The organism is Streptomyces sp. NPDC088387 (assembly GCF_044753385.1).
Lineage (GTDB): Bacteria > Actinomycetota > Actinomycetes > Streptomycetales > Streptomycetaceae > Streptomyces.
Genome location: NZ_JBIVNC010000002.1, coordinates 688,814 through 708,184, shown reverse-complemented (window position 1 = coordinate 708,184; position 19,371 = coordinate 688,814). Strand labels below are relative to the sequence as shown.

General features: G+C 72.4%; 17 protein-coding genes and 1 pseudogene. 13 read left to right on the top strand and 5 right to left on the bottom strand.

All coding sequences use genetic code 11. The features are described 5' to 3' along the window. Positions 1-5: 5 nt before the first annotated feature. The 4 genes from ACIQAC_RS07635 (at position 6) to ACIQAC_RS07620 (ending at position 5,318) form a co-directional block, all read left to right on the top strand. Entirely contained in the window at positions 6-1,004 is a 999-nt protein-coding gene (locus tag ACIQAC_RS07635) for a carbohydrate ABC transporter permease (RefSeq protein ID WP_402187979.1), read from the top strand. Positions 1,005-1,047: 43 nt separating this feature from the next. Beyond that, positions 1,048-1,887: a carbohydrate ABC transporter permease gene (locus ACIQAC_RS07630; protein ID WP_402188210.1), complete on the top strand. Its 840-nt coding sequence runs from the start codon at positions 1,048-1,050 to the stop codon at positions 1,885-1,887. Between the two features lie 23 nt (positions 1,888-1,910). Further along, complete coding sequence (locus ACIQAC_RS07625) at positions 1,911-3,275, top strand: GH1 family beta-glucosidase (protein ID WP_402187977.1); 1,365 nt, start codon at positions 1,911-1,913, stop codon at positions 3,273-3,275. Positions 3,276-3,437: 162 nt separating this feature from the next. Continuing rightward, positions 3,438-5,318 carry a discoidin domain-containing protein gene (locus ACIQAC_RS07620; protein WP_402187975.1) on the top strand — a complete coding sequence of 627 codons (1,881 nt, stop codon included), beginning with the start codon at positions 3,438-3,440 and terminating at the stop codon, positions 5,316-5,318. A gap of 19 nt (positions 5,319-5,337) precedes the next feature. Here the strand turns inward: ACIQAC_RS07620 and ACIQAC_RS07615 are convergent, their stop codons facing one another. After that, positions 5,338-6,267 (bottom strand): CDP-alcohol phosphatidyltransferase family protein, encoded by a 930-nt coding sequence (locus ACIQAC_RS07615; RefSeq protein WP_402187973.1) that lies wholly within the window; start codon positions 6,265-6,267, stop codon positions 5,338-5,340. A gap of 108 nt (positions 6,268-6,375) precedes the next feature. Between ACIQAC_RS07615 and ACIQAC_RS07610 the strand changes: the two genes are divergently transcribed. The 5 genes and pseudogenes from ACIQAC_RS07610 to ACIQAC_RS07590 form a co-directional block, all read left to right on the top strand. After that, positions 6,376-7,359 (top strand): zinc-binding alcohol dehydrogenase, encoded by a 984-nt coding sequence (locus tag ACIQAC_RS07610; protein WP_402187971.1) that lies wholly within the window; start codon positions 6,376-6,378, stop codon positions 7,357-7,359. Positions 7,360-7,470: 111 nt separating this feature from the next. Beyond that, positions 7,471-7,869, top strand: a complete 399-nt coding sequence (locus ACIQAC_RS07605; RefSeq protein ID WP_402187969.1) for a 6-pyruvoyl trahydropterin synthase family protein — start codon at positions 7,471-7,473, stop codon at positions 7,867-7,869. Continuing rightward, positions 7,866-9,047: a glycosyltransferase family 4 protein gene (locus ACIQAC_RS07600; RefSeq protein WP_402187967.1), complete on the top strand. Its 1,182-nt coding sequence runs from the start codon at positions 7,866-7,868 to the stop codon at positions 9,045-9,047. The genes ACIQAC_RS07605 and ACIQAC_RS07600 overlap by 4 nt, the downstream gene beginning before the upstream one ends. After that, positions 9,044-10,027: a class I SAM-dependent methyltransferase gene (locus ACIQAC_RS07595; RefSeq protein WP_402187965.1), complete on the top strand. Its 984-nt coding sequence runs from the start codon at positions 9,044-9,046 to the stop codon at positions 10,025-10,027. The genes ACIQAC_RS07600 and ACIQAC_RS07595 overlap by 4 nt, the downstream gene beginning before the upstream one ends. Beyond that, positions 10,024-10,962, top strand: a pseudogene (locus ACIQAC_RS07590) (lysylphosphatidylglycerol synthase transmembrane domain-containing protein); the annotation flags it as partial. The gene ACIQAC_RS07595 and the pseudogene ACIQAC_RS07590, both read left to right, overlap by 4 nt. A gap of 146 nt (positions 10,963-11,108) precedes the next feature. On the opposite strand, the gene ACIQAC_RS07585 reads toward ACIQAC_RS07590, so the two are convergent. Further along, on the bottom strand, positions 11,109-11,876 hold the full coding sequence (locus tag ACIQAC_RS07585; RefSeq protein ID WP_402187963.1) for a creatininase family protein: 768 nt from the start codon (positions 11,874-11,876) through the stop codon (positions 11,109-11,111). Between the two features lie 38 nt (positions 11,877-11,914). Between ACIQAC_RS07585 and ribA the strand changes: the two genes are divergently transcribed. From ribA to ACIQAC_RS07565, 4 genes are all read left to right on the top strand, one after another. Then, positions 11,915-12,574: a GTP cyclohydrolase II gene (gene ribA / locus ACIQAC_RS07580; protein ID WP_402187962.1), complete on the top strand. Its 660-nt coding sequence runs from the start codon at positions 11,915-11,917 to the stop codon at positions 12,572-12,574. Positions 12,575-12,667: 93 nt separating this feature from the next. Then, the gene (locus ACIQAC_RS07575; RefSeq protein WP_402187961.1) at positions 12,668-13,813 is read left to right on the top strand and encodes an NAD(P)/FAD-dependent oxidoreductase; all 1,146 of its coding nucleotides are present in this window, start codon (positions 12,668-12,670) and stop codon (positions 13,811-13,813) included. Continuing rightward, positions 13,810-14,871 carry a saccharopine dehydrogenase gene (locus ACIQAC_RS07570; protein ID WP_402187959.1) on the top strand — a complete coding sequence of 354 codons (1,062 nt, stop codon included), beginning with the start codon at positions 13,810-13,812 and terminating at the stop codon, positions 14,869-14,871. The genes ACIQAC_RS07575 and ACIQAC_RS07570 overlap by 4 nt, the downstream gene beginning before the upstream one ends. Beyond that, complete coding sequence (locus ACIQAC_RS07565; protein ID WP_402187958.1) at positions 14,864-16,018, top strand: saccharopine dehydrogenase family protein; 1,155 nt, start codon at positions 14,864-14,866, stop codon at positions 16,016-16,018. Before ACIQAC_RS07570 ends, ACIQAC_RS07565 begins: the two co-directional genes overlap by 8 nt. A gap of 6 nt (positions 16,019-16,024) precedes the next feature. Here ACIQAC_RS07565 and ACIQAC_RS07560 read toward each other — a convergent pair whose 3' ends face one another. The 3 genes from ACIQAC_RS07560 to ACIQAC_RS07550 form a co-directional block, all read right to left on the bottom strand. Beyond that, positions 16,025-17,257, bottom strand: a complete 1,233-nt coding sequence (locus ACIQAC_RS07560; protein WP_402187957.1) for a serine hydrolase domain-containing protein — start codon at positions 17,255-17,257, stop codon at positions 16,025-16,027. A 69-nt stretch (positions 17,258-17,326) separates the two neighbouring features. Next, positions 17,327-18,694: an MFS transporter gene (locus tag ACIQAC_RS07555; protein ID WP_402187955.1), complete on the bottom strand. Its 1,368-nt coding sequence runs from the start codon at positions 18,692-18,694 to the stop codon at positions 17,327-17,329. Next, on the bottom strand, positions 18,691-19,278 hold the full coding sequence (locus tag ACIQAC_RS07550; RefSeq protein ID WP_402187954.1) for a TetR/AcrR family transcriptional regulator: 588 nt from the start codon (positions 19,276-19,278) through the stop codon (positions 18,691-18,693). The genes ACIQAC_RS07555 and ACIQAC_RS07550 overlap by 4 nt, the downstream gene beginning before the upstream one ends. Between the last annotated feature and the right edge of the window lie 93 nt (positions 19,279-19,371).

The window sequence follows — 19,371 nt, the reverse complement described above, 5'->3', positions numbered from 1 at the left end:
GTACCGTGACCACCACCACTGCCTCGACCGAGGTCGGCGAGCCGGCGGTGCGCAAGACCCCACCCGGACCGGCGCGTCGCCCGCGCCGGCCCGGGTGGCTCCGGCGCGTCTCCCTGCCCTACCTGCTGCTGCTGCCGGCGCTGCTGCTCGAACTCCTGGTCCACCTGGTGCCGATGGTCATCGGCATCGTGGTGAGCTTCAAGGAACTCACGCAGTTCTACATCCGTGACTGGACCGCCGCGCCCTGGAACGCCCTCGACAACTACAAGATGTCGGTGGACTTCAACGCCCCCGTCGGCGAGGCGCTGCTCAACTCGTTCCTCATCACGGTCGCCTTCACGGTGCTCTCGGTCGGCCTGTGCTGGCTGATCGGCACGGCGGCCGCGATCTTCCTCCAGGACAACTTCCGCGGCCGCGGTGTGCTCCGGGCCCTGTTCCTGGTGCCGTACGCCCTGCCCGTCTACACGGCCGTGATCACCTGGGTCTTTATGTTCCAGCACGACAACGGCCTGGTGAACCACGTCCTGCACGACCAGCTCGGCATCACCGACAAGCCGTCCTTCTGGCTGATCGGCGACAACGCCTTCATCGCGCTGCTGACGGTGTCGGTCTGGAAGGGCTGGCCGTTCGCCTTCCTCATCGTGATGGCCGGACTCCAGAACATCCCCAAGGAGCTGTACGAGGCCGCGTCGCTGGACGGCGCGGGCATGTGGCAGCAGATCCGCCGGATCACGATGCCCTCGCTGCGCCCGGTCAACCAGGTGCTGGTGCTGGTGCTGTTCCTGTGGACGTTCAACGACTTCAACACGCCGTACGTGCTGTTCGGCAAGACACCACCGGACGCCGGCGACCTCATCTCGGTGCACATCTACCAGGCCAGCTTCGTGACCTGGAACTTCGGCACCGGATCGGCGATGTCCGTCCTGCTGCTGCTGTTCCTGCTCGTGGTGACGGGCCTGTACCTGGTGTTCACCTCCCGCGGACGGAAGGCCGCCGATGTCTAGCGTTCAGACCTCAAGCGCCCGCACGGCCGGCGCCCGGTCCCCGATGGCGCCCCCGCGGTCCTTCCTGTGGTCCCGGAGGATCTTCCTGACGGTGCTCACCGGTTTCGTCCTGCTGCCCGTGTACGTCATGGTCTCCAGCTCGCTGAAGCCGCTCTCGGACGTCACCGGGGAGTTCCGCTGGCTGCCCAGCACCCTGACGATCCGCCCGTACATCGACATCTGGTCGACGGTCCCGCTCGCGAAGTACTTCATGAACTCGCTGATCGTGGCCGGCGCGGCGACCGTCTTCTCGGTCGTGATCGCGGTCTTCGCCGCCTACGCGGTGAGCCGCTACAACTTCCGCGGCAAGCGCGTCTTCACGGTCACCGTGCTCTCCACCCAGATGTTCCCGGGCATCCTCTTCCTGCTCCCGCTGTTCCTGCTCTACGTCAACATCGGCAACGCCACCGGCATCGCCCTGTTCGGCTCGCGCGGCGGCCTGATCCTCACGTACCTCACCTTCTCCCTCCCCTTCTCGATCTGGATGCTCATCGGGTACTTCGACTCGGTGCCGCGTGATCTGGACGAGGCGGCGCTGGTCGACGGCTGCGGTCCGCTCGGCGCGCTGTTCCGGGTCGTCGTCCCGGCGGCGATCCCCGGCATCGTCGCGGTCGCCGTCTACGCCTTCATGACCGCGTGGGGAGAAGTGCTCTTCGCGTCGGTGATGACCAACGACGAGACCCGCACCCTCGCCGTCGGCCTCCAGGGCTACTCCACGCTCAACGACGTCTACTGGAACCAGATCATGGCGGCGTCGCTCGTGGTCAGCGTGCCCGTGGTCGCCGGATTCCTGCTGCTCCAGCGCTATCTCGTCACCGGTCTGACGGCGGGGGCCGTCAAGTGACCGACACTTCTGAAAGGACTAGCGTGTCCGAACGTATCGACCTCGCCGCACTCCCTCAGGACTTTCTGTGGGGCACGGCCACAGCGGCGTACCAGATCGAGGGAGCCGTCGCCGAGGACGGCCGTTCCCCGTCGATCTGGGACACCTTCTCGCACACCCCGGGGAAGATCGAGAACAACGACAACGGCGATGTCGCCTGCGACCACTACCACCGCTGGCGCGAGGACATCGACCTGATGCGCCGCCTGGGCACCAACGCCTACCGGCTGTCGGTCGCGTGGCCCCGTGTGATGCCGGGCGGCGACGGCGTGGTCAACGCCAAGGGCCTGGACTTCTACGACGAGCTGATCGACGGTCTGCTGGCGGCCGGCATCACCCCGTCGGTCACCCTGTACCACTGGGACCTGCCGCAGGCGTTGCAGGACCGCGGCGGCTGGCCCGAGCGGGCGACCGCCGAGCACTTCGCCACGTACGCCTCGGTCGTCGCGGAGCGCCTCGGTGACCGCGTCAAGCACTGGACCACGCTCAACGAGCCGCTGTGCTCGGCCTGGATCGGCCACCTCGAGGGCACGATGGCCCCGGGCTGGACCGACCTCACGGCCGCCGTGCGCGCCTCCTACCACCTGCTCCTCGGCCACGGCCTGGCCGCCGGCGCCATCCGCGCCGCCGTCCCGGGCGCCGAGGTCGGCATCGTCAACAACCTCTCCACCGTGTACGCCGCCACCGACCGTCCCGAGGACGTCGCCGCGGCCCGCCGGATGGACGGCCACACCAACCGCTGGTGGCTCGACCCGGTGCACGGCCGCGGCTTCCCGGAGGACATGCGCGAGGTCTACGGCGTCGAACTCCCCGAGCAGCCGGGCGACATGGAGACCATCGCGGCGCCGCTGGACTGGCTGGGCCTCAACTACTACTTCCCGCAGACGGTCGCCGACGACCTGACCGCGCCCGTCCCGCACGTGCGCACGGTCCGCCGGCTCGGCGTCCCGCGCACCGGCATGGACTGGGAGGTCGAGGCGGACGGCATCGAGACGCTGCTGCTCCGCCTGACCGAGGAGTACGGCGCCCGCAAGCTGTACGTCACCGAGAACGGCTCGGCCTACCCGGACGTCGTCCGTCCCGACGGCACCGTCGACGACCCGGAGCGCCAGGCGTACCTCGTCCAGCACCTCGCGGCCTGCGCCTCCGCGGCCCGCAAGGGCGCCCCGCTGGCGGGCTACTTCGCCTGGTCCCTGCTCGACAACTTCGAGTGGGCCTACGGCTACGACAAGCGCTTCGGCCTGGTCCACGTCGACTACGCCACCCAGGTCCGCACGATCAAGGGCACGGGTGACCGGTACGCGGGGATCATCCGTGAGCACCGGCAGGGGGCCGCCGAAGCGGCCTGAGCCATCGGACGGCCGGTCGGACGCGGGTGTTGGGACCCTCGCGTCCGACCGGCGACATCTTCTTGTTGATCTGTCATGAGCATGACTGATCTTCGCGCGCAGCACGACCCGCAACGGCACACACGGAACCACCGGCACCCCAACCTCCCCTAGGAGAGCCGCATGTCATCCCGTACGCCACGCATCCTGGCCACCGCCATCGCCACCCTCGCCGTCCTCGTGGGCGGCGGACCGGTACTGGCCGCCCCCGCCGCGCCGTCGGACGTCGTCGCCGCCGCCTGGGACACCGACCAGGCGTCCACCGCCTACCTCGCCAACCCCGCCGCCGCCACCTCCTCCGGCAACGAGAGCGCGGCCCTCGGCCCCGGCAACGCCTTCGACAACAACGGCGCCACCCGCTGGTCCAGCGCCTTCGCCGACAACGCCTGGATCAGCCTCGACCTCGGCACCACCCTGCGCATCGACCGCGTCGTCCTGGACTGGGAGGCCGCCTACGGAAGGCAGTACGTCCTCGAAGCCTCGACGAACGGCACCACCTGGACGCCGTTCTACACCGAGACCGCGGGCACCGGAGGCTCCGTCACCGCGCACACCTACCCGCAGGAGGTCAGGGGCCGCTACGTCCGCATGCGCGGCGTCCAGCGCGCCACGCCCTACGGCTACTCGCTCTTCTCCTTCCGGGTCTACGGCGGCGTCCCCGCCCCCGCGTCCACGACCCGCACCAACCTCGCCCTGAACCACCCCGCGTACACCAACTACTACCAGCACGCGGGCAATTCGCCCGCCTTCGTCACCGACGGCGGCCGGCCCGCGAACCTCAAGGACGACGCCACCCGCTGGTCCAGCGACTGGAACGTCAACCGCTGGATCTCCGTCGACCTCGGCGCCACCTCGACGATCAACTCGGTGGACCTGTACTGGGAGGCGGCCTACGCCGTCGACTACGAGCTCCAGGTCTCCACCAACAACAGCACCTGGACCACCGTTTACCGGCCCTCGGCCGCGACCGTCGCCGCGCGCCGCGCGAACGTCACGTCCCCCGCCGAGGCCGTCGGCCTGCACGACACCGTCCAGCTCTCCACCCCGGCCACCGGCCGCTACGTCCGCGTCCTCGGCCGGGAACGCCGCAGCTTCTACAACCCGGCCCCGGCCACCGCCCAGTTCGGCTACTCGCTCTACGAGTTCGAGGTCTACGGCACCGGCGGCAGCGCGGCCGCCGCGTACCCGGCGCTCGCCGGCGAGCAGCCGGGCAACTACACCACCACGTTCTTCGACGACTTCCTCGGCACCGCGCTCGACCGCAACCGGTGGCGGGTGGTCCGGACGGGAACGGAGATGGGCTCCGTCAACGGCGAGGCGCAGGCGTACGTCGACTCCCCGCAGAACATCGCCGTCTCGGGCGGCCTGCTGCAACTGCGCCCCCGGTACTGCAACGACTGCACCCAGGCGGGCGGCGGCACCTACGACTTCACGTCGGGCCGGATCGACACCAACACCAAGTTCGACTTCACCTACGGCCGGGTCAGCGCCCGTATGAGACTCCCCGTCGGCGACGGCTTCTGGCCCGCGTTCTGGCTGCTCGGCAGCGACGTCGACGACCCGTCCGTCTCCTGGCCCGCGTCCGGCGAGACCGACATCATGGAGAACATCGGCTACGCCGACTGGACCAGCACCGCCCTGCACGGCCCGGGTTACTCGGCCGACGGCAACATCGGCGCCCGCACGGTCTATCCGGGCGGCGGCCGGGCCGACGCCTGGCACACCTACTCGGTGGAGTGGACACCCACGGGGATGCGCTTCTACCTGGACGGCACCCTGGTCCAGGAGACCACCCGCAACAAGCTCGAATCCACCCGCGGCCAGTGGGTCTTCGGCCACAACCAGTACGTCATCCTCAACCTCGCCCTCGGCGGCGCCTACCCCGCCGGCTGGAACCAGGTGACCACCCCGTACTGGGGCCTCCCCCAGTCCAGTGTCGACCGCATCGCGGCGGGCGGGGTACAGGCGGAGGTGGACTGGGTGCGGGTGGAACAGAAGCGCTGACCCGCCAGGGTCCGTCGAGCTAGCCCGCCACCGGCTCCAGCGTGGGCTGCTCCGACATCCGCCTCGGACGGACGGTCGTGTGCTCCGGTGCGATCTCCGCCGACGCGGGTGTCGGGACCTCCACGTGTACCCGCTTCGCCGGGAGCTGCGCCGGCACGCGCTCCGCCGGGGCGCCCGCCGGCGCCGGCTCCGCCGGGGTCACCGCCGGCGCCCGCTCCACCGCGGCCTCCGTACCGCCCCGTGAAGTCCGGTGCAGCCACAGGACGTCGCGGCCGAAGGACCAGATCAGGAGGGCGAGGGCCAGGGCCACCACCGCCGCGTTCGCCGCCTGCGGCAGCACGTCCGCGCCCGCGATCAGGAGGAAGACACCCTGGAGGGCGGCGACCGTCTTGCGGGCGGTGCTCGGGGGGAGGGGGGCGTTCAGCCAGGGCCAGACGCGGGCCGCGGCGACGAAGGCGTACCGCATGCCGCCGATCAGGAGGACCCACGGGCCCAGCGACATCGACAGGTAGACGCTCAGGACGAGGATCAGGAACGCGTCGACCTCCATGTCGAAGCGCGCGCCGAGCGCGGACGACGTGCCCGTGCGCCGGGCCACCTTGCCGTCGACGCCGTCCAGGATCAGCGCCACCGCCGTCAGCCCGACGAGCAGGGACACCTGCGGTGCGCTCTCGAAGGACTCGGCGACCAGCGCGGTCACCCCGCCGACGAGGGTGGCGCGGCCGAGGGTGACCCGGTTGGCCGGGCCGAAGCTGCGCAGCCGGGAGCGGTGCACGGCAACCGAGAGCACCGCCCACATCACGATCGCGAAGACCAGACCACTCAGCCAGCCCGCCGGCCCCAAGCCGAAAGCCGTACCGAGCAGGGCCAGCAGCAGGATCTGCGCACCCGCGCCCACGGCGGGTTCCTGCATTACCGGCCTAGCTACGAAAGTGTTGTTCAGGGCCACCGATCATTCCTCCGGCCGTGTGACAGAGTCGATCACCGCCGCGTACTGTGCGCGGCCTGTGCACACCTCGGTACGTGAACAGCTTCCCGATCGTTCAGGAGGATGCGGATGAAGCGCACCGCACGCGCGTTCTGGCTCGGCCGCCCGGGGGAGGGCGAGATCCGCGACGTGGTCCTTCCGGACCCGGCCGACGGCGATGTCGTCGTGCGCTCCCTGTGGTCCGGCGTCAGCCGCGGCACCGAGACACTCGTCTTCCGGGGCGGCGTCCCGGACAGCCAGCACGCGTCGATGCGCGCCCCGTTCCAGGAGGGCGACTTCCCGGCCCCGGTCAAGTACGGCTACCTCAACGTGGGCGTGGTGGAGGAGGGGCCGGACGAACTCACCGGCCGGACCGTCTTCTGTCTCTATCCGCATCAGACGCGGTACGTCGTCCCCGCCGCCGCCGTCACCCCCGTACCCGACTCCGTGCCCGCCGGACGGGCCGTGCTCGCCGGCACCGTGGAGACCGCCGTCAACGCGCTCTGGGACGCCGCCCCGCTGGTCGGCGACCGGATCGCGGTGGTCGGCGGCGGCATGGTCGGCTGCTCGGTGGCCGCGCTCCTCGCCCGCTTCCCCGGCGTAAGGGTGCAGCTGGTCGACGCCGACCCGGCACGCGCCACCGTCGCCCAGGCACTCGGTGTGGACTTCGCCGCCCCCGACGACGCCCTCGACGGCTGCGACCTCGTGGTGCACGCCAGCGCCACCGAGCAGGGCCTCACCCGCGCCCTGGAACTCCTCACACCCGAGGGCACCGTCCTCGAACTGAGCTGGTACGGCGACCGGCGGGTCTCCCTGCCGCTCGGCGAGGCCTTCCACTCACGGCGCCTGGTCATCCGCAGCAGCCAGGTCGGCACCGTCTCCCCGGCCCGCCGCGCCAGCCGCGGTTACGCCGACCGGCTCGCCCTCGCCCTCGACCTGCTCGCCGATCCGGCGCTCGACGCACTGATCACCGGCGAGTGCGCCTTCGAGGAACTTCCCGAGGTCATGCCGCGGCTCGCCGCCGGCACGATCCCGGCGCTGTGCCACCGGGTCCGCTACCCCGACCCGGCCTGATCAGGCCACGAAACTCGCCTGACCTGAGAAAAGACGTACGGCCCGCTGAACAAGGGAAGGACTCGAGCCGTACTAGTCGGCATCCGTGTCCCGCACCTGGAGGGTCGCCCGTTGTTCAGTGTCACCGTCCGCGATCACATCATGATCGCCCACAGCTTCCGCGGCGACGTGTTCGGTCCCGCGCAGCGCCTGCACGGGGCGACGTTCCTGGTGGACGCCACGTTCCGGCGCGAACAGCTCGACGACGACAACATCGTCGTCGACATGGGCCTCGCCTCGCAGGAGCTCGGCGCCGTCGTGGGCGAGCTGAACTACCGCAACCTCGACAACGAACCCGATTTCGCCGGCGTCAACACCTCCACCGAGTTCCTCGCCAAGGTCATCGCCGACCGGCTCGCCGAACAGGTCCACAAGGGCGCCCTCGGCGAAGGCGCCCGCGGCCTGACCGGCATCTCGGTCACCCTGCACGAGTCGCACGTCGCCTGGGCGAGCTACGAGCGTGCCCTGTGACCGACACGACCATGGAGCAGCCCGCACGGCTCACCTACGTGCCCGTGCAGTCCGCTCCCACGAACGGCGAGATCATCCCCATGTCCCTGCGCTCCGTGCACTTCGTGATGCCGGACGGCGTCGACGACCCCGCCGCCCCCAGCGGCGGCAACGCCTACGACCGGCGCGTCTGCCTCGACCTGCCCGGCTTCGGCTGGCAGGTGCACAAGCTCCTCGTGCCCGGCAGCTGGCCCCGTCCCGACGCCGCCGACCGCGACCGGCTCGCCCGCGCACTCGCCGACCTGCCCGACGGGGCGGTCGTCCTGCTGGACGGCATCGTCGCCTGCGGTGTCCCCGAGGCCGTCCTCCCCGAGGCACAACGGCTGCGCCTCGCCGTCCTCGTCCACCTCCCGCTCGGCGACGAGAAGGGCCTCGCGCGCGCCGTCGCCGACGACCTGGACGCCCGCGAACGGGCGGTGCTGCGCGGCGTCCCCGCCGTAATCGCCACCAGCGACTGGGCGGCCCGCCGCCTCGTCTCCCACCACGGCCTCGCCCCCGACCGGGTCCATGTCGCCACCCCCGGCGCCGACATCGCGCCCCTGGCCTCCGGCACCGACGGCGTCTCCCGGCTGCTGTGCGTGGCCGCCGTGACGCCCCGCAAGGGCCAGCACCGGCTGGTGGAGGCCCTCGCCCGGGTCGCCGACCTGCCGTGGAGCTGTGTGTGCGTCGGCGGGCTCGGACACGACCCCGAGTACGTCGAGCAGTTGCGCACCCTCATCGACAGCCACGGCCTGACCGACCGCATCGAGCTGGCGGGCCCCCGGACGGGCGCCGCACTCCACGCGAGCTACGCCGCCGCCGACCTCATGGTCCTCACCTCCTACGCCGAGACGTACGGCATGGCGGTGACCGAGGCCCTCGCACGCGGCATCCCGGTCCTGGCCACCGACGTCGGCGGCCTCCCCGAGGCGGTCGGACGCGCCCCCGACGGCGGGGTGCCCGGCATCCTCGTCCCGCCGGAGGACCCGGACGCCCTCGCCACCGAACTGCGCGGCTGGTTCGGCGAGGCGGACGTACGACGCCGGCTCAAGGCCGCCGCCAGAGGCCGCCGGGCCGCCCTCGACGGATGGGCGTCCACCGCGAAGTCCCTCGCCGGCGTACTCGGCCGGCTACCGAGCGAACCCCGGAGGGCGGCATGACCGCGCAGACGCACCACACAGCCATGGTCCCGGCCCAGCCCGGCCCCGGCGACGCGGCAGGCCCGGCCGACGGCCCCGTCGCCGGCGCCGGCCCGGTCACCCGCCCCGGCGAGCGTCCGACCGTACGCCTGCGCGACAACGGTCCCGAGGAGCCGCCCCGCTACGCGCCCGAGTGGCTCCAGCTGCGCGAGCCCGCCGACGCCGCCGCGCGCTCCGCCGAACTCCTCGACCCACTCCGCATCCGCCTCGCCAACCTGCCCGGCCGGGCCGGGATCGTGGTGCACGACCTCGGCTGCGGCACCGGCTCCATGGGCCGCTGGCTGGCGCCCCGCCTGGACGGCGCCCAGCACTGGGCCCTGCACGACCGCGACCCCTACCTGCTGCACTTCGCGGCCGTCGGCTCCCCGCGCTCCGCCGCCGACGGCAGCCGCGTCACCGTCGAGACCCGGCGCGGCGACGTGGCCCGGCTGACCCCGGACGCCCTGTCCGGCGCCTCCCTCGTCACGGCGTCCGCACTGCTGGACGTCCTCAACCGCGAGGAGATCGACGCCCTCGCCGCGGCCTGCACCGGCGCCGGCTGCCCGGCCCTGCTCACCCTCTCCGTCGCGGGCCGCGTCGAACTCACCCCCGCGGACCCGCTGGACGCCGAGATCACCGAGGCGTTCAACGCCCACCAGCGCCGCGGCGGCCTGCTCGGCCCCGACGCCGTCACCGCCGCGTGCGAGGCGTTCTCGGAACGCGGCGCCACGGTCCACGTCCGCCCGAGCCCCTGGCGCCTCGGCCCCGCGGAGGCACCCCTCACCGCCCAGTGGCTACGCGGCTGGGTCGCCGCAGCGATCGAGGAACGCCCCGACCTGAAGCCCCGCGCGGAAAAGTACCTGGCAGCCCGCCTCGCCGCGGCCGCCGCGGGCGAACTCACGGTAAAGGTCCACCACACAGACCTCCTGGCCCTCTCCCGCCCCACAGGCAGCACCTCATGACAACAGCAACAAGAACGCCACCCCAGGGGCGCGAGGCAGTGTCCGATGTGCGGCTGCCGCCGCGTGGACGCGACAAGCCCCGACGCACCCGCAGCCTGCGCAGACACCTCGGCACCATCATCGGCGCAGCCATCCTCACCGCCCTGGTCTGGCGCCTCGGCACCGGCGTCTTCCTGGACGGCCTGCGCCGAATCGACCCCCCCGCCCTCGCGGCAGCGCTGGCCATCGGCCTGATCACCACCGTCCTCAGCGCCTACCGCTGGCAACTGGTCGCACGAGGCCTCCGCATCCGCCTCCCCCTGGCCGCCGCGGTCGCCGACTACTACCGCGCCCTGTTCCTGAACGCCGCCCTCCCCGGAGGCGTCCTTGGCGACGTGCACCGGGCGGTCCACCACGGCCGCAGCTCCGGCGACATCCGCCGGGGCGTCCGCGCCGTGGTCCTGGAGCGCACCGCCGGCCAGCTCGTCCTCGCCGTCGCCGGTACGGCCGTACTGCTGACCGTCCCGTCACCCGTACTCGGCGAGGCCCGCCACGCCGGCCTCCTCGTGCTGATCGCCGCAGCCGGCGCCGCCGCCGTGTTCGCCGCGTTCCGGCTGAACCGGCCCCGCACGGACCGCAAGCGCCGCGCCCTGCTGGAAGAGGCGCGCGAGGCCCTGCTGTCCCGCCGCAACGCCCCCGGCGTCATCGGCTCGTCCGCCCTCGTCCTGGTCGGCCACGTCGCCCTGTTCGTCGTAGCGGCCCGGGTCGCCGGCGCCTCCGCCTCCGTACTGGTCCTGCTGCCCCTCGCGGTCCTCGCGCTGCTCGCGATGAGCGTGCCGCTGAACGTCGGCGGCTGGGGCCCCCGCGAAGGCGCCACCGCCTGGGCCTTCTCGGCCGCCGGGCTCGGCGCCGGCAGCGGACTGGCGACGGCGGTCGTCTACGGCGTACTCAGCTTCGCGGCCAGCCTGCCCGGCGCCCTGGTCCTCGTCGCCCGCTGGGCAACGGACCTGCGCCGCAAGGCGGAAGCCCGTAAGGCGGAAGCACCCGGGGCCCCGCAGGCCCCGGCGGTCGCCGAGGCCCCCGACGCCTCCGACGCCCCCGCCTATCTCCCCGTGTCCTTCTCCTCCGTCAGCAGCGAGAAGTACGCGCCGAAGGAATCCGTGAGGCTCGCCAGGAGTTCCTTCCCCTTTTCCGCGGATCCCAGGGAAGGACGGCCAATGACACCCGAATCGGTATAGCCGGACATACCGAGAGTCAGAAGATGACGACGGTCGTCGGCCACGAAATCGGCGGACTCATATCCGGGCCGCACCAATTCCGGATGAGTGTGCAGAAGGATGGAGGTCTCAATTTCCCCCGCGTGCATGTCGGTGAGCAACGAAGTCGCCACCCCCGCCCGTTCCAGCGCCCGTTCCCAGTCCTCCGCGGCCGGGAACAGCGCCATCCGCTCACCTCGCGCGGAGGCTTCCTGAACGACGTTTCCCAGGACATAGTTCCCGCCGTGGCCGTTGACCAGAACCAGCGTGTCGACGCCCGAGCGGCTCAGTGAGGCCGCGATGTCCCGTACCACCGCGTGGAGGGTGACGGAGGAGATGCTGACGGTCCCCGGCCAGGCCGCGTGCTCGTGCGAGCAGGAGATCGTCACCGGAGGAAGGAGGTGCACCGGGTACGCGCCGGCCAGTTCCCGGGCCAAGGCACAGGCGACCAGAGTGTCGGTCGCCAGCGGAAGGTACCGCCCGTGCTGTTCGAAGCTCCCGACGGGCAGTACCGCGACCTGTGCCGACAGGCCCGCACCACGGTTCCGTACGTCCTCCGTGGTGTCCGCCGGCAGCGGGCCGTGAGCCGCCGACCGTATTCCCGAATCGCTCATCTTTCCCCGGCCTTTCGTCTCTGCTTAGGAACCAGATCATGACAGATAAAATCGGCGTACTCGGCACGAAGTCACCCGCGCGGACCGGTGTGGAACGGGTCGTGAATGCCCCGCTGCCCACCGTGTACGGCAAATTCCAGGCGGTCGGCTACCTCGACCACGATCGCGGCGACGAACAAGTGGCCCTGGTCTACGGCGACATCGGCGCCGAGAACGTGCTCACCCGGCTGCACTCGGAGTGCCTGACGGGCGACGCCTTCGGCTCGCAGCACTGCGAGTGCGGCGACCAGCTGGCCTCCGCGCTGCGGGCCGTGGTCGCCGAGGGGGCCGGCGTGGTGGTCTATCTGCGGGGCCACGAGGGCCGCGGCATCGGTCTGCTCGCCAAGCTGCGCGCGATGGCCCTCCAGGCGGAGGGACTCGACACGGTCGAGGCGAACCTCGCGCTCGGACTCCCCGTCGACGCCCGCGACTACGGCGTGGCCGCCGAGATGCTCCGCGACCTCGGCGTGCGCTCGGTGCGGCTGCTGTCGAACAACCCGCGCAAGCGCGAGGCGTTGCAGCGGCACGGCGTGCAGGTCGCCGAAGAGGTCCCGCTGCTCATACCGCCGTGCGAGAACAACATCACGTATCTGCGTACGAAGCGGGAGCGACTGGACCACCGGCTGCCCCACCTGGACGCCGTGGCCCACTGGTCCTGATCCGGTTGCGGGCGGTGTCCCCGGGACAGAGAAGAAAACGGGCCCGATCCACCGGGCCGGCCCCGGCACCGCCCGCCGGAAGGAGCAGTCCGCGTGAACACACATGCCTCGGCCGTCGTCGTCGGCGGCGGAGTGATGGGCACCAGCATCGCCCGCCACCTGGCCCGCGCCGGAGTCCGTGACGTCGTCCTCGTCGAACGGGACGAACTGGCCTCGGGCTCCACGTCGAAGGCGGCCGGCGGGGTCCGCGCCCAGTTCTCCGACGAGCTGAACATCCGGCTCGGCGCCCGCAGCCTGGCCGCGTTCGACCGGTTCGAGCAGGACACCGGGCACCCCATCGGGCTGCACAAGGTCGGCTATCTGTTCCTGCTGTCGACGCCCGAGGAGGTCTCCGCGTTCGAGACGTCCGTACGGCTTCAGAACGCGCTCGGCGTGCCCAGCCGGATGCTCGAACCGGCCGAGGCACAGCGCCTGTCGCCGCTGATCACCACCGACGGACTGCTCGCCGCCGCCTTCTCGCCGGACGACGGCCACTGCACCCCCGAGGCCGTGGTGCACGGCTACGCCGCCGACGCCCGCCGGCACGGCGCCACGATCCTGCGGCACTGCGCGGTCACCGGCATCGAACTGCGCGGCGACGACATCACGGCCGTCATGACCACGCGGGGCCGGATCGCCACCGACACGGTGATCTGCGCGGCCGGCGCCTGGTCCCGGGCGATCGGCGCGATGGTCGGCGTCGACCTGCCGGTCGAACCGCTGCGCCGCCAGATCGCGGTCACCGAACCCGTGCCCGGACTGCCGCCCACCCTGCCCATGACCATCGACTTCACCAGCAGCCTCTACTTCCACACCGAGGGCCCGGGGCTTCTCGTCGGCATGTCCGACCCGGACGAGACCCCGGGCTTCGCCACCGACACCCACGACCGCTGGATCCCCGCACTCGGCGCGGCCATGGCACACCGGGCGCCGGCTCTGCTCGACCTGCGCCGCACCGGCGGCTGGGCGGGCCTCTACGAGATCACCCCGGACCACAACGCGCTGATCGGCGAGGCCGGTTCCCCCTCCCGGTTCCTCTACGCGACCGGCTTCTCCGGCCACGGCTTCCTCCAGGGTCCGGCCGTCGGCGAAGTGGTCCGCGACCTGTACCTCGGCCGCGTACCCTTCGTGGACGTCCGTCCCCTGAGCGCCGGCCGGTTCGCGGCCGACGCCCCGCGCCCGGAGGTCAACCGCGTATGACCGAGCCGCATCTGTGGCTGCGCCACGAGTCCCGAACCACCGAGCGACGCACCCCCGTGGTGCCCTCGGACGCCCGCCGCCTGGTCGCGGACGGGGTGACACTGACCGTGGAGGAGTCACCGCAGCGGATCCACCCGACCGAGGAGTACGCGGCCGCGGGCTGCACGATCGTCCCCGCGGGGACCTGGGTGTCGGCACCCGAGGACGCCGTGATCCTCGGACTGAAGGAACTCCCCGACGGACCCGTCGAGTTGACGCATCAGCACATCTACTTCGGCCACGCCTACAAGAAGCAGCCGGGCGCCGAGGAGCTGCTGCGCCGGTTCACCGCGGGCGGCGGCACCCTGCTCGACCTGGAGTACCTCGTCGACGACACGGGCCGCCGGCTCGCCGCCTTCGGCTACTGGGCGGGCTACCTCGGCGCCGCCCTCGCCGTACTCCAGCACCGGGGCCGACTCACCGGACCGCTGGAGCCCACCACGCAGGAGGAGCTGGAGGCGCGGCTGCGCCCGGCCGCGGGGGAGCCGCAGCCGACCGCGCTGGTCGTCGGCGCCCTCGGCCGCAGCGGCCGGGGAGCCCGGGTGGCGCTCATGGCGGCCGGGATCGAGCCGACCTGCTGGGACCTGGCCGAGACCCGCACCCTGGACCGGCCGGCCCTCCTCGCCCACGACGTCATGGTCAACGCCGTCCTCGCCACCAGCCCCATCCCGCCCTTCGTGCGCGAACAGGACCTGGACGACCCGGGACGGGCGCTGCGCACCCTCTCGGACGTCACCTGCGACGTGGGCTCACCGCTCAACGTCCTGCCGGTCTACGACCGCGTCACCGACTGGGCGGAGCCGGTACGCCGACTGCGCGCGGCGCCCCCGCTCGATCTCATCGCCATCGACAACCTGCCGTCCCTGCTGCCGAAGGAGTCCAGCACCGACTTCTCGGCCGCCCTCACCCCGCTGCTCCTCGACCTCACGACCGGCGGTCCGTGGGGCCGCTGCCGCGACCGCTTCGAGCAGGCCCGCCGTGAACTCGGCATCACCGACGGGGAGTTCCGCCATGTCTGACCGCGTCCCCGCGAGCGGCACCGTGCACTGGATCGGCGCCGGACTCTCCACCGGCAGCGGCCTCGCCGCGCTGTGCGAGAGCGCCGACCGGGTCCGGCTGTGGCACCGCACCGAGGCCCGCGCGGCCGAGGCCCTCGACCGGCTGGACCTCACCGGCCGCGCCGAGCCCCGCGCCTACACACTGCCCGCGCTCACGGCCGGACTGGCCCCCGGCGACACCGTGGTGTCGATGCTGCCCGCGCCCGAGCACGCCGGGCTGCTCGCCGCCTGCGTCCGGGCCGGCGCCCACTTCGCCTGCTCCAGCTATGTGTCCGACGCGGTCCTCGAACAGGTCCCGGAGGCGGAGAAGGCGGGGCTCGTCGTCCTCACCGAGGCAGGGCTCGACCCGGGCATCGACCATCTCTTCGCCCACGACCTGGTCGCCCGCGCCCGCCGCGCCATCGGCGACGACACCCCCGCCACGTACACCTTCACCTCCTACTGCGGTGGCATCCCGGCGGTCCTGAACGACTTCCGGTACCGCTTCAGCTGGGCGCCCGCAGGAGTGCTGAACGCCCTGCGCTCGCCCGCCCGTTACCTCGACGGCGGAGCCGAGGCGGTCGCCGCTCGGCCGTGGGAGGCGACCCGGGAGCACACCGTCCACGGGGAGACCTTCGAGGTGTACCCCAACCGCGACAGCGTGCCGTTCGTCGCGCAGTACGGACTGCCGGACACCTGGAGGGCGGACACCTTCGTGCGCGGCACGCTCCGCCCGGCGGGCTGGCTGCGCGCCTGGGACGCCGTCTTCGAGGAGCTGAAGGCGGGCGACGACGACCGGATCGCCGCACTGGCCCGGGAGTTGGCCGACCGGTACCCGACGACGGACGCCGACCGGGACCGCGTGGTCCTCGGCGTCGCCCTGGAGGTACAGGCGGACACCGGTCGCAACTGGTCCGGCGAGTACCTCCTCGACCTGGTCGGCACGGCCGAGGAGAGCGCGATGGCCCGCTGTGTCTCGCGCCCGCTCGCCCTCGCCGTCGGGCACATCCTCGACGGCGAGCTGCCGCCGGGCCTCGCACGGGCCGCCGAGACGGCGCCCCGCTCGGAGCGCTGGCTGGCCGAACTGGCCGCACAGGGGCTGGAGTTCCGCTACGAGGGTCACCCCTGACCGGCGTCAGTCCAGCACCGCCTCGTGCACCAGCCGCTTGAGGTCGGTGAACACGGTGTGCGACGTACGCGGCCGGACCTGGGTGTAGAACTGCACACCCAGGTCCCGGCCCGGGTCCACGAAGAACGTCGTGGTCGCCACACCCGTCCAGCCGTACGTGCCCATGCCGGCGGGTGCCCGGGTACGCTCCGGGTCGATCACCACCGAGACACCAAGGCCGAAGCCGACACCGTCGTTGCCGGGCTCGTCATGGGCGGGCCGGCTGCCGAAGGCACGCAGATCGACGCCGCCGGGCAGCTGGTTGGACGTCATGAGGTCCACCGTCTCCGGGGACAGCAGCCGGACGCCGTCGACCTCGCCGCGCCGGCGCAGCAGCTCCATGAAGCGATGGATGTCGTGGGCGCTCGCCACCATGCCGCCGCTGCCCGACAGGAACCGCGGCCGCCCCTTCAGCGGCAGCCCCACGATCCGCTGGATGCCCCCGCCGTCCTCCCGCTCGCCGTACAACTCGGAGAGCCGCGGGGACTGTTGCGGGGTGACCTCGAAACCGGCGTCGGTCATGCCGAGCGGGCCGAAGATCCGCTCGGCGTAGAAGGCGTCCAGGGGCTGCCCGGAGACCACCTCGATGACCCGGCCGAGGACGTTGCTGGCGACCGAGTAGTTCCACTGGGTGCCCGGCTCGAACTGGAGCGGCAGACTGGCGTACACGTCGATCGTCTCGGCGAGATTCGCGCCCGCGGGCACCGACGACTCCAGACCGGCCGCCCGGTACAGCCCGTCGACCGGGTGGGAGTGGTAGAAGGCGAAGGTCAGCCCCGCCGTGTGGGTCATCAGATGCCGGATCAGCATCGGCCGCTCCACGGGCCGGGTCCGGACGTCGTCGCCCGACCCGTCGACGTGGACCCGCGCGTCGGCGAAGGCCGGCAGGTGCCGGGCCACCGGGTCGTCGAGCGAGAGCCGGCCCTCCTCCACCAGCATCAGCGCGGCGACCGCCGTGACCGGCTTGGTCATGGAGTAGATCCGCCACAACGTGTCCGGCTCGACGGGCAGTCCGGCGGCGATGTCACGCCGGCCGTGCGCCGCGAGATGGGCGACCCGGCCGCCCCGGGCGACGGACACCAGGAAGCCGGGCAGGGTCCCCTCGTCGACGTGGTGCGCGAAGTGCTGGTCGAGGCGGTCGAGCGCCTTCGCGTCCAGGCCGACCTCCGCCGGGTCGACCTCTTGTCGCAGTCCTGCCATCGCTCTCCTCCACCACTTTCCGTCCGTCGAGGTGCGATTCGGCATACCCCGCCCCGGCGACCTCAGACATCATCGTCGCGCAGGAGCACGTGCCGGGTCCGCCGTACGGCCATGATCTCCCGGCGCGGCGCCCGTTGCTCCCGGCAGTGCGCAGGCCGCCGTCATCCCGGCGACGGCGAGTACGGCCATCGGCAGCAGGCCCGCGCGGACCCCGCCGGCGGCCATCAGCGCCGCGGTCACGGCCATGCCGAGCACCGGCCCGACGTTCAGCGCGGTCTGCTGGAGACCACCCGCGACCCCGGCCGACTCCGCCGGGGCCCGCTGTACGACGGCATGCGTGCCCGCCACCATCACCGTGCCGAACCCGGCCCCGGCCAGCGCGAACCCGGTACACAGCGCGAACGTCCCGGACGCCTGCGACAACACCGTGATCCCCGCCGCGAGGACCGCGGCCGCCACGGTGGCCGTCCGCCGGGCCCCGAACCGCCGCAGCAGTACGGCGCTCCCCGCCGCGGCGGCGATCATCAGCACCGCCAACGGCACACTCCGCAGCGCGCTCTGGAACGGATCGAGGCCCAACGGCCCCTGGAGCAGGTACACACAGCCGAACAGCGTCCCCTGGAGCGCGGCCGACACCGCGACCAGCATGCCGAGCGGCGCACCGACGGCGGACGACCACACGAGCGCGGGCGGCACGAGCGGACTCGCGGCCCGCCGCTCATGCCGTACGAACGCGGATCCGGCCACGGCCACCACGGCCGCGGCGACGGTGTTCGCGGCCGTCCAGCCGGTGTCGGGCAGGGCGACGAGGGTGTGCACCAGGCTGCCGAGGGTGACGGCGAGAAGAAGGGCACCGGGGAGGTCGAGGGGGGCCGGGGGCGCCTTGGGCCGTGGTGCGGCGCCGCGCAGGGCGAGGGCGCCGAAGGCGACGGTCGGCAGGACGCCGACGAGGAAGACGGTCCGCCAGCCGGGACCGGTCACCAGGGCCCCGCCCGCCACCGGTCCGACGGCCGCCGCCACGCCGATGGCCGCCGTCCGCAGCGCGATCGGGCGGCGCAGGGCGTCGGGCGGGTAGGCGGTACGGAGCATCCCGAGGGTTGCGGGTTGCAGCAGGGCGCCGAACACGCCCTGGACGACACGCAGTCCGACGACCCAGTTGATGCCGGGCGCCACGGCGAGCGCGGCCGACGTGACGCCGAAGCCCAGCATGCCGATGCCGAAGAGCCGTTGATGCCCGTACCGGTCGCCGAGCCGTCCCGCGAAGACCAGCAGACCGGCCACGGCGACCAGATAGCCCGTACTCGCCCACTGCACCTGGGCGAGCGACGCCCCGAGCTCCTCTTGCAGACTCGGCCGGGCCACGGTCAGCACGGTGCCGTCGAAGGCGACGACCACGGCGCCCGTGATGCTGCCGGCGAGGACCGGCAGGCGCCTCACGCCCGCTCCTCGGGCCCGAGGTGCGCGTCGAGGGCGGCGCGCAGCAGCGGGGTGAAGTCGTCGGCCCGGGTGGCGAGTTGGAGGCTGCCCCAGCCCCAGAGCTGGGCGATGCCGTGCAGGTTCGCCCACAGCGCGCCCGCGACGACCCGTGCGTCGGCGCCGGGGCGGGCCCGGCCGACGAGGTCCACCAGGACGCCGAAGAGCGGCAGGCTGGTGTCCCGCAGTCCGAGCCGGCCGCTTTCGAGCAGGTCGTGCCGGAACATCAGCTCGAACATGCCACGCCGGTCCAGGGCGAACGCCACATACGTCCGCCCCAGCACGGCGAGTCGGCCGCGCGGGTCGGCCGGGGCCCCGTCCAGGGCCGTGCGCGCCCGCTCGCCCAGTTCGTCGAAGCCGCGGCGCGCGATGGCGGACAGCAGCTCCAGATGGGTCGGGAAGTAGCGGCGGGGGGCGCCGTGCGAGACGCCGGCCCGTCGGGCGATCTCGCGCAGCGTCAGCGCCTGCGTGCCCTCGGCGTCCAGCAGCTCCACACCGACGTCGACCAGCCGCGCCCGCAGGCCGCCCGGCTCCTCGGAATCAGTCATGGACAGTGTCTACCGCAAGGAGTAGACACTGTCTACCCGTCCCCGGCAGTCCGCCGCGGACCACTGTCGTGGAATGTGCGACCGGCACCGCCG

Excerpts from the sequence above, each read along its gene's own strand:
- ACIQAC_RS07630 (WP_402188210.1), top strand. The coding sequence starts at position 1,048 with ATGGCGCCCCCGCGGTCCTTCCTGTGGTCCCGGAGGATCTTCCTGACG.
- ACIQAC_RS07620 (WP_402187975.1), top strand. The coding sequence starts at position 3,438 with ATGTCATCCCGTACGCCACGCATCCTGGCCACCGCCATCGCCACCCTC.
- ACIQAC_RS07610 (WP_402187971.1), top strand. The coding sequence starts at position 6,376 with ATGAAGCGCACCGCACGCGCGTTCTGGCTCGGCCGCCCGGGGGAGGGC.
- ACIQAC_RS07595 (WP_402187965.1), top strand. The coding sequence starts at position 9,044 with ATGACCGCGCAGACGCACCACACAGCCATGGTCCCGGCCCAGCCCGGC.
- ACIQAC_RS07585 (WP_402187963.1), bottom strand. The coding sequence starts at position 11,876 with ATGAGCGATTCGGGAATACGGTCGGCGGCTCACGGCCCGCTGCCGGCG.
- ribA (WP_402187962.1), top strand. The coding sequence starts at position 11,915 with ATGACAGATAAAATCGGCGTACTCGGCACGAAGTCACCCGCGCGGACC.
- ACIQAC_RS07570 (WP_402187959.1), top strand. The coding sequence starts at position 13,810 with ATGACCGAGCCGCATCTGTGGCTGCGCCACGAGTCCCGAACCACCGAG.
- ACIQAC_RS07565 (WP_402187958.1), top strand. The coding sequence starts at position 14,864 with ATGTCTGACCGCGTCCCCGCGAGCGGCACCGTGCACTGGATCGGCGCC.
- ACIQAC_RS07560 (WP_402187957.1), bottom strand. The coding sequence starts at position 17,257 with ATGGCAGGACTGCGACAAGAGGTCGACCCGGCGGAGGTCGGCCTGGAC.
- ACIQAC_RS07550 (WP_402187954.1), bottom strand. The coding sequence starts at position 19,278 with ATGACTGATTCCGAGGAGCCGGGCGGCCTGCGGGCGCGGCTGGTCGAC.